This window comes from Streptomyces sp. NBC_00096, from assembly GCF_045041305.1.
In the GTDB taxonomy this organism is placed as follows: Bacteria; Actinomycetota; Actinomycetes; order Streptomycetales; family Streptomycetaceae; genus Streptomyces.
This window is the reverse complement of record NZ_CP108221.1, coordinates 3,991,141-4,005,250: the sequence shown is the minus strand read 5'-3', so window position 1 is coordinate 4,005,250 and position 14,110 is coordinate 3,991,141. Positions and strand designations below refer to the sequence as shown.

Genomic DNA, 14,110 nt, shown 5'->3' with positions numbered 1-14,110 from the left:
GCCGTTCAGCTCGCGCTCCCGGGTCTGTCGGCGGGCCGGGGGTGGTCTCCGCCGCGGATCTGGTCGACCGCGTGGAGCAGCACCCGGGACAGGACGGCGATCCCGTCGCGGACCCCGCCCGTCGAGCCCGGCAGGTTCACGATCAGAGTGCGCGCGGCCACGCCCGCCAGGCCCCGCGACAGTGCCGCGGTCGGCACCTTCGCCAGGGACTCGGCGCGGATGGCCTGCGGGATGCCCGGGATCTCGTAGTCCAGCACCCGGGCGGTGGCGTCCGGGGTCCGGTCGGTCGGCGAGATTCCGGTGCCGCCGGTGGTCAGGATGACGTCGTACGCGGCGGCCACGCCCTCGCGCAGGGCCGCCTCCACGGGGTCCCCGTCGGGGACCACCCGCGGGCCGTCCACCGCGAAGCCGAGCGCGCGCAGCCCCTCGGCGAGCACCGGGCCGCCCTTGTCGGCGTACACGCCCTGCGAGGCCCGGTTCGAGGCCGTGACCACGAGTGCGCGCAGCGACGCGGCTCCCGGGGGCGCCTCGGCCGGGACCGCGGAGGGGGCCCCGGACGTCACCGGCTGCGGCACGTCGCTGTGGCTGGGGCTGTCGCTGGGGCTGTGGCTGTGGCTGTGGCTGTGGCTGTGGACCTCGCCGCCGCGCGGGGCGTTCACGAGCGCGCCCAGTCGCCGGACTTGCCGCCCGTCTTCTCCTCGACCCGGACGTCGGTGATGACCGCGCCCTTGTCGACGGCCTTGACCATGTCGATGACGGTGAGCCCGGCGACCGCGACGGCGGTCAGGGCTTCCATCTCGACGCCCGTCCGGTCGGTGGTCTTGACGGTGGCGAGGATCTCGACGGCGTCGTCCACGACCTTCAGGTCGACCTTGACCCCGGAGACGGCCAGCGGGTGGCACAGCGGGATCAGGTCGGGGGTCTTCTTCGCCCCCATGATCCCGGCGATCCGCGCGGTGGCGAGGGCGTCGCCCTTGGGCACGCCCTCGCCCCGCAGCAGTTCGATCACCCTGGGGGAGACGAGCACGCGCCCGCTGGCCCGGGCCGTCCGCGTGGTGACGTCCTTCTCCGAGACGTCGACCATCCGGGCCGCCCCGGCCTCGTCGATGTGCGTCAGCCTGGTGCCCGCGGCGCCGCCGGCGCTGCTCTGCGTACTCATATCTGCGTGCCGCTCCCGTCCGGGCCCCGCAAGGGCCTGTGTGGTGCAACACGCTACCCGCATCCGCGGGGCCTCAGCCGAGCAGGACCACTTCGAGCTCGGCCCCGGGCTCCACCGAGGTGACGTCTTCCGGTACCACCATCAGCGAGTCGGCGTGCGCCAGCGCGGCGATCAGGTGCGAGCCCGATCCGCCGACCGGGCGGACCGTGCCGCTCGCCGCGTCGTACTTGCCGCGCAGGAACTGCCGGCGGCCCGCCGGGGAGCCGATCGCCTTGTCGGCCTCGAGCACCGCGCGCACGCTGGGCCGGCTGACCTCGGAGACCGGCAGGCCCATGAGGGCGCGGATCGCGGGGCGCACGAACAGCTCGAAGGAGACGTAGGAGGACACCGGGTTGCCGGGCAGGGCCAGCAGCGGGGTGTGGTCGGGGCCGATGGTGCCGAAGCCCTGGGGCTTGCCGGGCTGCATGGCGAGCTTGCGGAAGTCGATGCCCGCGCCGTCGATGTCCGTGCCGTCGGCCCCGCCGCCGGTGGAGAGGTCCGCGAGGGCCTCCTTGACCACGTCGTACGCGCCGACGCTGACCCCGCCCGTGGTGACCAGCAGATCGGCCCGGATGAGCTGGTCCTCGATGGTGGAGCGCAGGGTGTCGGCGTCGTCGGCGACGGCTCCGACCCGGTAGGCGATGGCTCCGGCGTCCCGCGCGGCGGCGGCCAGCGCGAAGCTGTTGGAGTCGTAGATGGTGCCGGCCGTCAGCGCCTCGCCCGGCTGGACCAGCTCGCTGCCGGTGGACATGACGACGACGCGCGGACGCGGACGCACCCGTACGGTGCCCCGCCCGATGGCGGCCAGCAGCGCGATCTGCGGCGGACCGAGGACCGTGCCCGCGGCGAGCGCGAGGTCTCCGGCCTGTACGTCGCTGCCGCGCGAGCGCACGTGCGCCCGCGCCTCGGCCGCGCGGTGGACCCGTACCTCGCCGGCGGCGCCCTCGGGCGCCTCGCTGGCGGGGGTCATCCCGGAGGCGGCGCCGCCGCCGGTGCCGCCGTCGGTCCACTCGACCGGTACGACGGCTTCCGCGCCGGGGGGCAGCGGGGCGCCGGTCATGATGCGGGCCGCCTGGCCGGGGCCGACGGTCGGCAGCTCACCGCTGCCGGCCGCCACGTCCCCGATGACCGTCAGCACTGCGGGGAACTCCTCGCTCGCACCCTGGACGTCGGCGGTCCGGACGGCGTAGCCGTCCATCGAGCTGTTGTCGAAGGGCGGGAGGGCGACGGGCACGGTGACGTCCTCGACCAGGACACAGCCCTGGGCGTCCAGCAGCTGGAGCTCGATGGGCTCCAGCTGCCGGACGGTGGCGAGGATGTCCGCCAGGTGCTCGTCCACCGACCAGAGGCGCTGGTGGTCGCCGGCCGGTCGAGGATCCTGCGGTGCGTCGGGCTTGCTCAAGGTGCTACATCTCCTCCGTGACGTAACGGTGAAGCCAGGTGCGGAACTCCGGGCCCAGGTCTTCACGCTCGCAGGCGAGTCGGACGATGGCCCGCAGGTAGTCCCCGCGGTCCCCGGTGTCGTAGCGGCGGCCGCGGAAGACCACGCCGTGCACCGGGCCACCGAGGGTCTCGTCGGCGGCCAGCTTCTGCAGGGCGTCGGTCAGCTGGATCTCTCCACCGCGGCCCGGCTCGGTCTCCCGCAGTATGCCGAAGATCGCGGGGCTGAGGACGTACCGTCCGATGACCGCGAAATTGCTGGGGGCGTCAGCGGCGTCCGGCTTCTCGACGAGGCCGGTGATGCGGACCACGTCCGCGTCGCCGGTGGCCTCGACCGCGGCGCAGCCGTAGAGGTGCACCTGGGCCGGGTCGACCTCCATCAGCGCGACGACGGAGCCGCCGGAGCTCTGCTGGATCTCCGTCATCCGGCGCAGCAGCGGGTCGCGGGGGTCGATGAGGTCGTCACCGAGGAGGACGGCGAAGGGCTCGTCGCCGACGTGCGGCTCGGCGCACAGGACGGCGTGGCCCAGGCCCCGGGGGTCGCCCTGGCGGACGTAGTGCATGGCGGCCAGGTCGCTGGATTCCTGGACCTTCTTGAGCCGGTCGTCGTCGCCCTTGGCGATGAGCGCGGACTCCAGCTCGTAGTTGCGGTCGAAATGGTCTTCGAGGGCGCGCTTGTTACGGCCCGTGATCATGAGAATGTCGTCGAGACCGGCTGATACGGCTTCCTCGACGACGTATTGGATGGCCGGCTTGTCCACCACCGGGAGCATTTCCTTGGGTGTCGCCTTGGTCGCGGGGAGGAAGCGAGTACCGAGGCCCGCGGCCGGAATGACGGCCTTCTTGATCACGGGGTGCAACTGAGTCATGAGCCGAACGATAGTCGCTCGTGGACCGGACCACGTGAGATCCATATGAACATGTGCCTGTTTGCACCATAGGAAGGGGTACCAGCCAGCCGTGGCAGACAACCAGCCTTCGGGGGCCAAAACGGCCCTGCGCCGAGAACTCCTCGCCGCCCGCCGCGCCTTGTCCGACGACGCCCTGCGCACGGCGTCCCGCGCGCTCTCCCGCTCCGCGCTCGCCCTGCCCGAGCTGGCCGTGGCGCGAACGGTCGCGGCCTACGTCTCCATCGGCTCCGAGCCCGGCACCCGCGAACTGCTCGACGCGCTGCGGGCCGCCGGGAAGGACGTGCTGCTGCCCGTCCTGCTGCCCGACAACGACCTCGACTGGGCGGCGTACGGGGGCCCGGACACCCTGGCCGGGGTGGCCCACCCGGGGAAGATGCGGCTCCTGGAGCCCGCCGGTCCGCGGCTGGGCCCGGACGCGGTGACCGGCGCCGACGCCGTACTGCTGCCAGGACTCGCGGTGGACCGGCGCGGGATGCGGCTCGGCCGGGGCGGGGGCTCGTACGACCGGGTGCTGGAGCGGCTGGAGCGCGCCGGGGCGCATCCCGCGCTCGTCGTGCTCCTCTACGACGACGAGGTGGTCGCGCGGGTCCCGGAGGAGCCGCACGACCACCCCGTGCGGGCGGTGGCCACCCCGTCGGGGGTGGTGCGCTTCAGCTCATGAACCCTCGGGCTTGAGGGTCAGGGTGTCGACCGTGGCCTTGTCCACGGCGTCCTTGCCGAAGGGCCAGTCCAGCAGTTCGCCCTTGGCCCACATCGTCGTCTGGTCCGTGTAGTGGTCGTGGTACGCGTGCCCCGAGGCGCCCGTCAGGTTGATCCAGCGGGACTTGTCGAGGTCGTTGAGGTTCACGACCATCCGCATCGACGGCACCCAGGTGACCTCGTACCCGCTGGAGGCGTTCCAGCCGGTCGCGTTGACGGTGGCCTCGCCGCCGCCCAGGTTCCACGGGCCGCGGTTGAGGAGCCACTGCAGGTAGCCCGGGCCCTCGGTGCCGATCGTCTGGTTCTTCAGGATCAGCTGGTGCAGCCGGCCCCAGCTCCAGGTCGACTGGTCCTTGCCGAGCTTGGCGGTCAGCTCCCAGCGCGCGTCCTTCATGGCCCGCGCGAAGAGCTGGTCGCGGGTGGTGGTGGCAGCCTCTCCGCGGCGGGCGGCGGGCGCCTGCCACCATGCGGACTTCTCGTCCTTGACCAGGCGGCGGACCACCTCGAACCAGCGGTCGCCGCCGTCGGGCTGCGCCGAGTCGGAACCGCGCGTACCGCACTCGCGGACCATCTTGGCGAGGTCGTCGGCCGGTCCGGTCGTCTGCTCGGGGACGTTCATGCAGCTGCCCTCGACGCGCAGCTCCTTGGGCATCTTGTCGCCGAAGGCCAGCTTGAGGATGTTGCGCCAGACCGCGTTGAAGTAGGCGGCGGCGGCCGAGTCGGGCTCCTGGGTGTAGTTCCAGCCCTCCAGCAGCTTCTGCGCGGCGCGCACGTCCGGGTCCGAGACCTCGATCTTGGCCAGCATCGGGGTCAGCAGCGCGGCGATCTCGCTGCTGTTGTCCATCTGCATGGTGCGCATGTCGTCGGTGGAGATCTTCCCGCTGTCCTTGATCTTCGCCTCGATGAGGTCGTTGATCCGCTGGCTGCGGGCGCCGTAGCCCCAGTCGGTGGTCAGCAGGTACGGGTACTTGCCGGTGTTGGTGCCGGTGCCGCTCTCGGTCACGGCCTGGTTCGCGGTCACGATGAAGCCGCGGGCCGGGTTGAGCTCGTACGGCATCTCGTCCTGCGGGACGTAGCCCGCGGTGCCGTCCTTGCCGCCCTTCCAGGCGTACTTCGAGTCCCAGCCGGGGGCCGGCATGCGGCCGTCGCCGGTGGTGCGGATCGGGATCCGGCCCGGGGCCTGGTAGCCGATGTTGCCGTTCGCGCCCTTGTTGTCGGCGTAGATCAGGTTCTGCGAGGGGACCTCGAAGTCGCGGGCCGCGGCGCGGAACTCGGTGAAGTTCTTGGCCCGGTCCAGCTTGAAGACGGCGTCCATCGACTTGCCGGGGTCCAGCGCGGTCCAGCGCAGGGAGACTCCGTAGCCGTTGCCGCGGTCGGGCGCGGAGCTGGCGACGGGGGCGCGGGCGCCGACGGCCGTGATCTCGCTGCTGCGGTCGGAGATCAGCGGGCCGTTGTTGGTGCTCCGGACCGTGATCTTCTTCTCACCGCCGCCGGCGATCTTGATGACCTCTTCGCGGGTGGTGAAGGGGAGCACCTTGTTGTCGTAGACGTAGCCCTCGGGCCTGACCTGCTCCAGGTAGAGGTCGGTGACGTCGGCGCCGAGGTTGGTCATGCCCCAGGCGATGTCGGCGTTGTGGCCGATGACCACGCCCGGCATGCCGGAGAAGGTGAAGCCGGCCACGTCGTACTGGCACGCGGCCGAGGCCGCCCGGCAGTGCAGGCCCATCTGGTACCAGACCGAGGGCAGCTGCGGGGCGAGGTGCGGGTCGTTCGCGAGCAGCGGCTTGCCGGTGGTCGTGTACTGGCCCGAGACGACCCAGGAGTTCGAGCCGATGCCGCTGCCGGCGGGGCCGAGGATCGCGGGGATCTCGTCGAGGGTGTCGGCCAGCGCGCTGAGCTGCGTGCGCAGGCCCACGGTGGCGCCCTGGGCGGTGGCGTTCCCGGCCAGCCCGGTCTGGGTGTCGGCCGCGCCACCGGTCTGCGCGGAGACCTGGGAGCCGGTGGTGCTGCCCTGGCCCCCGGGGCCCACGGCGCTGCCGGAGCCGGGACCGGCGGCGGGGGTGTACTTCCCGCCCTTGACGGAGCCGGCGTCGACGATCGGCCGGTTCCGGTCGAAGGGGTACGGCGGGTAGAGGTCGTCGATCTGCGCCTGCGAGAGCTTGCCCGTCATCAGCGCGCGGTCGATCTCTTCCTGCATGTTGCCGCGCAGGTCCCACGCCATCGCCTTGAGCCAGGCCACCGAGTCGACCGGGGTCCACTGCTCGGGCCGGTAGTCGTCGCTGAGCTTGAGGGCGGCGTGCTCGACGGAGAGGTCCTTGCCGGACTTCCCCTTCAGGTACGCGTTGACCCCGTCGGCGTAGGCCTGCAGGTACTTCTTGGTGTCCGGCGACAGCTTGGTGTCGTACTCCTGCTGCGCGACCTGGCGCCAGCCGAGCGTGCGCAGGAACGCGTCGGTCTCGACCTGGCCGGCGCCGAACATCTCGGAGAGCCGCCCGGAGGTCATGTGCCGGCGTACGTCCATCTCCCAGAACCGATCCTGCGCGTGCACGAAGCCCTGGGCGCGGAAGAGGTCCTCGTCGGTGTCGGCGTACAGCTGGGGAATGCCGTTGGCATCGCGCTTGACGTCCACGGGCGCGGAGAGGCCGGGCACCTTCAGGGAGCCCGTGGCCTGCGGGAAGGAGCCCCGCACGCTGTCCAGGCTCCAGTACGCCCCGTACCCGAGGCCAGCGAAGAGCGCCAGTACCAGGACGAGCACGATCAGACGGGCGCGTCGTCCCTTCTTCTTGACGGAAGGGGCGGTTTCGTTGGCGGGCATCGCTGTCCTTAGAGGGGCAGGGTGGTCCTGGGAGTGCTGGGAGCAACCATAGGCGCAGGACCGGGTTCGTTGATCCGCCAGGGGTCGGGCTCGTGACGACAGGTCATGAGGACAGAGCCCCGCAGGCGTTTCACAATGTGGTTGTCGAGTAAAGGGCGCGTCAAAGATTAGGTAAGGTAACGAAGTACTTGCCGTCCGTGCCCGCGCCGGAACGATCCGTCAGTCCGACGAGGACCGTTCCGTCATCGCCAGGCACGTCGAGGAAAGGGCCGCCCGCTGACTGTCCACACGCTCAATGAGCTCCTGCTGGTCTGCTCGCTCGTGCTGCTCGTCGCCGTCGCGGCGGTACGCGTCTCCTCACGCAGCGGTCTCCCCAGCCTGCTCATCTACCTCGGCATAGGCATCGCGATAGGCCAGGACGGCATCGGCAACGTCGTCTTCGACAACGCCGAGCTGACGCAGGTCATCGGCTATGCCGCGCTCGTCGTGATCCTCGCCGAGGGCGGTCTGGGCACCAAGTGGAAAGAGATCAAGCCGGCCCTGCCGGCCGCGATCGTGCTCTCGCTGGTCGGCGTCGCCGTCAGCGTGGGCGTGACCGCCGCCGGAGCGCACTACCTGGTCGGCCTCGAATGGCGCCAGGCCCTGCTGATCGGGGCGGTCGTCTCCTCGACCGACGCGGCGGCCGTCTTCTCCGTGCTGCGCAAGGTCCCGCTGCCCTCCCGGGTGACGGGCGTGCTGGAGGCCGAGTCCGGCTTCAACGACGCCCCCGTGGTCATCCTGGTGGTGGCCTTCGCGACGGTGGGCCCGGTCGACGAGTGGTACGTCCTCATAGGCAAGATCGCCCTGGAGCTGACGATCGGCGCCGCCATCGGACTGGCGGTGGGCTTCCTGGGCTCGTACGGACTGCGGCACGTGGCGCTGCCCGCCTCCGGCCTCTACCCGATCGCCGTGATGGCCATCGCCATCACCGCGTACGCGGCCGGCGCGATGGCGCACGGCTCCGGCTTCCTCGCCGTGTACCTGGCGGCGATGGTGCTCGGGAACGCGAAGCTCCCCCACTGGCCCGCCACCCGGGGGTTCGCGGACGGGCTCGGCTGGATCGCCCAGATCGGCATGTTCGTACTGCTCGGCCTGCTGGTGACCCCGCACGAGCTGGGGCACGACTTCTGGCCGGCCGTCATCATCGGGCTGGTGCTGACGATGGTGGCGCGGCCCCTGGAGGTCTTCGTCTCGCTGCTGCCGTTCCGGCTGCCCTGGCAGGAGCAGGCCCTGATGTCGTGGGCCGGCCTGCGCGGCGCCGTGCCCATCATCCTGGCGACCATCCCGATGGTGTCCGGGATCGAGGGCAGCGAGCGGGTCTTCAACATCGTCTTCGTCCTGGTCGTCGTCTACACCCTGGTGCAGGGCCCGACCCTGCCCTGGCTCGCGCGCCAGCTGAAGCTCCGCGACAACGACGAGGCGGCCTCCGACCTGGGGATCGAGTCGGCTCCGCTGGAGAAGCTGCGCGGTCACCTGCTGTCCTTCGCGATCCCGCCCGCCTCGCGGATGCACGGCGTCGAGGTGAGCGAGCTGCGGCTGCCGCCGGGGGCGTCCGTCACGCTGGTCGTGCGGGACGCGAAGAGCTTCGTACCGGCGCCGTCGACCGTGCTGCGGCGCGGGGACGAGCTGCTGGTGGTGGCCACGGATCCGGTGCGCGACGCGGCGGAGGCGCGGCTGCGGGCGGTGGCCCGGGGCGGCAAGCTGGCGGGGTGGCTCGGGACGGGCGGCCCGGAGCGGCGGGGCTAGGCGGCCGGGGCCGCAGCGGCAGGGTTAGAGCGGCAGGGTTAGAGCGGCGCTCTAATTCGACATTTTCAAGGGTCTATGCCCGTATTCACCCGGGTTTGGGTGGTACCTGAATGCGAAGTTCCAGTTAATCGCAGGTGAAGACACGCCTTGTAGCCCTAATCACAGGGCGTATCGGGCGATCTGCCTGTACGATAAAGGAACAACACATCGAACCAACTCTGCCTGACGCAGAGCTGGCGCGACCGCAAAGCGGCCGTGGCTCCCTCCCGCAGTGGGTGCCCAGGTATCACTCGGTTCGGCGCAAGAGGACAGCTCTCGGGGCTCCCACATGTACGGGTGCGACTGCTCACAAGGCGGCGCATCGTCCGCAGACGGGGAGTTCTACCAGGCAGCGGAAAGGCCAGGCCGTGACATCCGCGGTCACGACCGACAAGTCCGCCCGCCCCGGTTACGGGCAGCTCCTGCGCACGCCCGGCGCCCTCGGCTTCGTTCTCCCGGGATTCGCCGCGCGACTCCCCTTCGGCATGCTGACCATCAGCATCCTGCTGCTCGTCCAGCACACCACCGGTTCCTACGGCAGCGCCGGCATCGTCGCCGCCTTCACCGGCATTTCCATGGCCGTGTTCGCCCCGGTCATGGGCAAGCTCATCGACCGCCACGGCCAGAGTGCCGTGCTGGTCCCGGTGGCCCTCGCGCACGCCACCGCCGTCAGCTCCCTGGTGGCGTTCGCGCTGCTGGGCGCGCCCGTCTGGGCGCTCGCACTGGCGGCCGTCCCCGCCGGTGCATCCGTCCCGCAGGTCGGGCCCATGGTCCGGTCCCGCTGGGCGGCCAAGCTCGAGGGCTCCCCGCTGCTGCCCACCGCCGCCGCGTTCGAGTCCGTCACCGACGAGTTCACCTTCGTCGTCGGCCCGGTGCTCGCCACCGCGCTGTGCACCGGCATCAACCCGGCGGCCGGTCTGGTCACCGAGGCCGCGCTGACCCTGATCGGCGGCCTGCTCTTCGCCGCGCAGCGCGCCACGCAGCCCAAGCCCGTCGCCCGTCCGGCCCACGGTGAGAAGCACGCCCCGGCCCTGTCGTTCCACGGCCTGCGCGTCCTGATCGTCGCCTTCATCGGCATCGGCGCCGTCTTCGGCGGCATGCAGGTCTCGCTGGCGGCCTTCTCCGAGGAGATCGGCAACCCCGGCGCCAACGGTCTGCTCTACGGCGTCTTCGCCGCGGGCAACATGATCGCCGGCATCGCCTGCGGCGCCATCGCCTGGAAGATCGGCCCGCGCCGCCGCCTGCTCCTCGGCTACATCGGCCTGACCGCCGCCGCCTCGGTCCTGTGGGCCGCGGACTCGATGATCCTGCTCGGCGCGCTCGGCCTGGTCGTCGGTCTGTGCATCGCCCCCGCGCTGATCACCGGCTACACCATGATCGAGCAGCTGATCCCGGCCGCCTCGCGCACCGAGGCCTTCACCTGGCTCACCGGAGCGGTCGCCTTCGGGCAGGCCGGCGCCGTGACCCTGGCCGGCCGTCTGACGGACGCGCACGGGTCCTCGTACGGCTTCCTCGTGCCGCTGGTGGCCACCGCCCTCGCGCTGGCCATCCTCCTGGCGCTGCGTGCGAAGCTGGCTCCGAAGGCCCCGAGCCGGATCGTCAGCTCGTCCAAGCCGGCCACCTCGGCCACCTCCGCGGCGCCCGCCGCGGGTGTGAACGAGCGTGGTCTGGGTCACCGCGTGCCGGTGACGGTGGACTGATCCGCCGGAATACGTCACCATGGAGCGTCGTTAGCACTCATTGAGTGAGAGTGCCAGGAGGAAATTCGTGCCGACCTACCAGTACCAGTGCACCGAGTGCGGTGAGGGCCTTGAGGCCGTGCAGAAGTTCACCGATGACGCGCTGACCGTGTGCCCGAGCTGTGACGGACGCCTGAAGAAGGTGTTCTCCGCGGTCGGCATCGTCTTCAAGGGATCCGGTTTCTACCGGAACGACAGCCGCGGCGCTTCGTCGAGCAGCACCCCTGCCTCGAAGCCGGCGTCGACGCCCGCCGCCACCCCGGCCGCGTCGTCCTCGTCGACGGCTTCGTCTTCGACCTCGACCTCCTCGTCGTCGTCGAGCTCCTCGGCCGCCTGACCCGCTCCGCGGCTCCACCCGATCCACCCGAGGCCCTGCCCGTCCGTACGGACAGCGGGGCCTTCGGCATGCCCCGTTAGGGTGGGACGCATGGCGAATGCAGAGATCGGTGTCATCGGCGGATCGGGCTTCTACTCCTTCCTGGAGAACGTCTCCGAGGTCCAGGTGGAGACTCCCTACGGGCCCCCCAGCGACTCCCTGTACCTGGGCGAGCTCGCGGGCCGGACGGTGGCGTTCCTCCCCCGGCACGGCCGCAGCCACACCGTCCCCCCGCACAAGATCAACTACCGGGCCAACCTGTGGGCGCTGCGCTCCGTCGGCGTCCGCCAGGTGCTGGGCCCCTGCGCGGTCGGCGGTCTGCGCTCCGAGTACGGCCCGGGCACCCTGCTCGTCCCCGACCAGCTGGTCGACCGTACGAAGTCCCGCGCGCAGACCTTCTTCGACGGCGAGCCCCTCCCGGACGGCTCGGTCCCGAACGTCGTGCACACCACCTTCGCCGACCCGTACTGCCCGGTGGGCCGGTCGGTGGCCCTGGCGGCCGCGCGCGGCCGGGAGTGGGAGCCGGTGGACGGCGGCACCATGGTCGTCATCGAGGGCCCGCGCTTCTCCACGCGCGCCGAATCGCGGTGGCACGCGGCGGCCGGCTGGTCGGTGGTCGGCATGACGGGCCACCCCGAGGCGGTCCTCGCGCGCGAGCTGGGGCTCTGCTACACCTCGATGGCCCTGGTCACGGACCTGGACGCGGGCGCCGAGACGGGTGAGGGCGTGTCCCACACCGAGGTCCTGAAGGTCTTCGGGGAGAACGTCGGACGTCTGCGCGAGGTCCTCTTCGACGCCGTGGCCGCCCTGCCCCCGACGGAATCCCGCGCCTGCCTCTGCACCCACGCCCACGACGGCTGGGACCTGGGCATCGAGCTGCCGTAGACGTCCTCGGACGCCGTACGAGACCTCCCGCCCCGTCCGGCGCCTTCGCGGTGCCGGACGGGGCGGGGGTCGTTCGGGGGTCGTTCGGGGTCGGGTTCGGAGGTCGCTCCGGGGGCTACCTCACGGTGAAGCCCATCTGGATCACCTTGCCGTTCGCCAGCACCTCGGAGGCCATGATCGAGGTCGTGGCCGGATCCTTCACGGTGAAGTTCAGCGCGAACGTCCCGTCCAGCCCGATCACCCGCGTGACGCAGGAGTCGGAGGTCTTCGTGCCGTCCGCCCTCCGCCCGGTCACGGCCACCGTCGCCACCGGGGCGAAGCTGCGCCCGGTGACCTGGACCACCGTCCCCACGGGGCCGCGGTCGGGAGAGAGCGCGTACGTGGGCGCGGGCGGCGGCGGGGTGCCGCCGACGGTGAAGCGGGCCACGGCGGTCTTCCCGTTCACGAGCCACTCGTGCGCCTGCAGGGCCACGGTCGCCGGATCGTTGACGGTGAAGGTCTGCGAGAAGCTGCCGTCGAGGCCGACCACCTTGGTCTTGTAACCGTCCGAGCCCTTCGAGCCGTTCGCCCTCAGCCCGTCGATCTGGACGGTGCTCACCGGGGCGAACCCCTGGCCCACGACGGTGACCTTGGTGCCGGCCGGGCCGGTGGACGGGGAGAGCGTGATGAAGGTCTTCGCCACCGTGAGCGGGGCGGTGACGTGCAGACCGCCCGCGGTGACCTGGACCTGGTAGGCCGCTTCGGTCGCCGAGGAGGCGAGGGTGACCGTGCCGGACAGCACCCCGGCGGCGTTGACGGTCAGGTTCGTCGCGGAGAGCCTGGCGAGGGCGCAGCCGGTGCCGTCGGCCGCGCACAGGGCGGCGGTCAGGGCGGCGTTGCCGGGCCAGCCGGTGCCGGAGAGGGAGACCGTCGCGCCCGGTTTCACCGTGGCCGCGCCCGTGGCGAGGGTGACGGGGTTGGTGGTGACGGTGAAGGGGGTGTTGGTCTCGGTGCCCTCCACGGCGCCCTCGTCGGTGTGGATGAAGGCGATGGCCGGGTCACTGATGGTGAACTCGGTGCTGAAGGTGCCGTCCGTGGTGGTGTTCGGGTAGACGGCGGTGTCGTCGAGCGTGTTGCCCGCGGCGTCCAGGGCCACCACGTTGAGCTGCTGGTCCTGGTGGTAGTTCCTGCCGGAGACCGTGATCACCGTGCCCACCGGGCCGTGATCGGGGCCGGCCGTCAACTCGTACGGGCCCGCCGGGACGTACGCCTTCACCTCCAGCGGAGCCTTCGCCTGCTTCGTGCCGTCGCTGACCTGGACGGAGTACGAACCGTCCGCGAGCGTCCAGGAACTGGCGAGGGTGATGCTGCCGCTCAGGCCGCCCGAGGCGTCGATGGCCAGCGTGCTCGACGCGATCTTCGCCGCGTCGCAGTTGCCGCCCGCCGCGTCGCAGAGGGTCGGGGTCGCCGTGGCGCCCGGGGTCCAGCCGCCGCCGGCCAGGGCTACGGACGTGCTCGGCTTCACCGAGCCGGTCGGCGCGGTCACCGAGGCCTCCGTGCTCCCGCCGCCCTGCGCGGTCACCGTCGCCACGGTCCCGCCGCCGGCGGTGACATCGCAGGGGGTCTGGTAGGTGCCGCCGAAGACCACGGTGGTGGTCCGGGTCCGCAGGGGGGTCAGGTTGACCGCGCCGGAGGCGGTGGCCGGGAGGAAGAAGTCGCCTTCGAAGGGCGGCAGGACGACGGCCTGGCCGCTGGTGTAGTCGAGGTTGACCGTCGGCCCCTGGATGGTGACGGTGCCGGTGGCCCCGCCGGACAGGGCCAGGTCGATGGCCGGGGTGGTCGGGATGTTGCTGAGGTTGGTGGTGCTCTTCGCCGGGCTGACGCCGAGGGTGATCTTGGCGTGGACCTTGCCTCCCGGCGGAGCGCTCGTGGTGGTCAGGTCGACCGTCATGCTCTGCGGACCGGTGGCCTCGCCCTGCCCGGCGGGCAGGGAGCAGTGCACGGTGGGGGTGACGGTGCCGGCCTGGGCCGCGGGTGCCAGGGCGAGGGCGCCGGCGGCCAGGATCAGGGCGAGGCCGCCCGAGGCCAGCGGCGTGCGCCGGGGCAGCAGTCTTCGGTACGAGAGCATCCGGTCTCCCTTTGTCGGTGGAGGGGGGGTGGGTGGGTGTTGGTTGCACGGGGGTTGGGCTGGGCTGGCTTGGGTTGGAGCGGGCCGGGGCGGGCCGGGGTCCTTGCGCGGTTCGC

11 protein-coding genes are annotated in these 14,110 nt (G+C 71.7%); 5 read left to right on the top strand and 6 right to left on the bottom strand.

Annotated features, from left to right (window positions below):
• Positions 1-5: 5 nt before the first annotated feature.
• The 4 genes from OG904_RS17650 to galU form a co-directional block, all read right to left on the bottom strand.
• Positions 6-659, bottom strand: coding sequence for a molybdenum cofactor biosynthesis protein B (locus OG904_RS17650; RefSeq protein WP_405492024.1), 654 nt, complete (start codon positions 657-659; stop codon positions 6-8).
• Entirely contained in the window at positions 656-1,159 is a 504-nt protein-coding gene (gene moaC, locus OG904_RS17645) for a cyclic pyranopterin monophosphate synthase MoaC (RefSeq protein WP_405492022.1), read from the bottom strand. The genes OG904_RS17650 and moaC overlap by 4 nt, the downstream gene beginning before the upstream one ends.
• Positions 1,160-1,232: 73 nt before the next feature.
• A complete protein-coding gene (gene glp / locus OG904_RS17640; RefSeq protein ID WP_405492020.1) occupies positions 1,233-2,600 on the bottom strand; it encodes a gephyrin-like molybdotransferase Glp in 1,368 nt (455 codons plus the stop codon).
• 4 nt (positions 2,601-2,604) lie between these two features.
• On the bottom strand, positions 2,605-3,507 hold the full coding sequence (gene galU, locus OG904_RS17635; protein ID WP_405492018.1) for a UTP--glucose-1-phosphate uridylyltransferase GalU: 903 nt from the start codon (positions 3,505-3,507) through the stop codon (positions 2,605-2,607).
• A gap of 91 nt (positions 3,508-3,598) precedes the next feature.
• Between galU and OG904_RS17630 the strand changes: the two genes are divergently transcribed.
• Positions 3,599-4,210: a 5-formyltetrahydrofolate cyclo-ligase gene (locus tag OG904_RS17630; protein ID WP_405492016.1), complete on the top strand. Its 612-nt coding sequence runs from the start codon at positions 3,599-3,601 to the stop codon at positions 4,208-4,210.
• Here the strand turns inward: OG904_RS17630 and OG904_RS17625 are convergent.
• A complete protein-coding gene (locus OG904_RS17625) occupies positions 4,205-7,063 on the bottom strand; it encodes a penicillin acylase family protein (protein WP_405492014.1) in 2,859 nt (952 codons plus the stop codon). The two genes, OG904_RS17630 and OG904_RS17625, sit on opposite strands and share 6 nt — an antisense overlap.
• A 276-nt stretch (positions 7,064-7,339) precedes the next feature.
• Here OG904_RS17625 and OG904_RS17620 point away from each other — a divergent pair, with 276 nt between their 5' ends.
• The 4 genes from OG904_RS17620 (at position 7,340) to OG904_RS17605 (ending at position 11,887) form a co-directional block, all read left to right on the top strand.
• Positions 7,340-8,848, top strand: coding sequence for a potassium/proton antiporter (locus OG904_RS17620; protein WP_405498082.1), 1,509 nt, complete (start codon positions 7,340-7,342; stop codon positions 8,846-8,848).
• Positions 8,849-9,255: 407 nt separating this feature from the next.
• On the top strand, positions 9,256-10,587 hold the full coding sequence (locus OG904_RS17615; RefSeq protein ID WP_405492012.1) for an MFS transporter: 1,332 nt from the start codon (positions 9,256-9,258) through the stop codon (positions 10,585-10,587).
• 67 nt (positions 10,588-10,654) lie between these two features.
• Positions 10,655-10,963, top strand: a complete 309-nt coding sequence (locus tag OG904_RS17610) for an FmdB family zinc ribbon protein (RefSeq protein WP_405492010.1) — start codon at positions 10,655-10,657, stop codon at positions 10,961-10,963.
• A gap of 90 nt (positions 10,964-11,053) precedes the next feature.
• Entirely contained in the window at positions 11,054-11,887 is an 834-nt protein-coding gene (locus OG904_RS17605) for an S-methyl-5'-thioadenosine phosphorylase (RefSeq protein WP_405492008.1), read from the top strand.
• Positions 11,888-12,002: 115 nt separating this feature from the next.
• On the opposite strand, the gene OG904_RS17600 is transcribed toward OG904_RS17605, so the two are convergent.
• Positions 12,003-13,994, bottom strand: a complete 1,992-nt coding sequence (locus tag OG904_RS17600) for a hypothetical protein (protein WP_405492006.1) — start codon at positions 13,992-13,994, stop codon at positions 12,003-12,005.
• Positions 13,995-14,110: the final 116 nt, after the last annotated feature.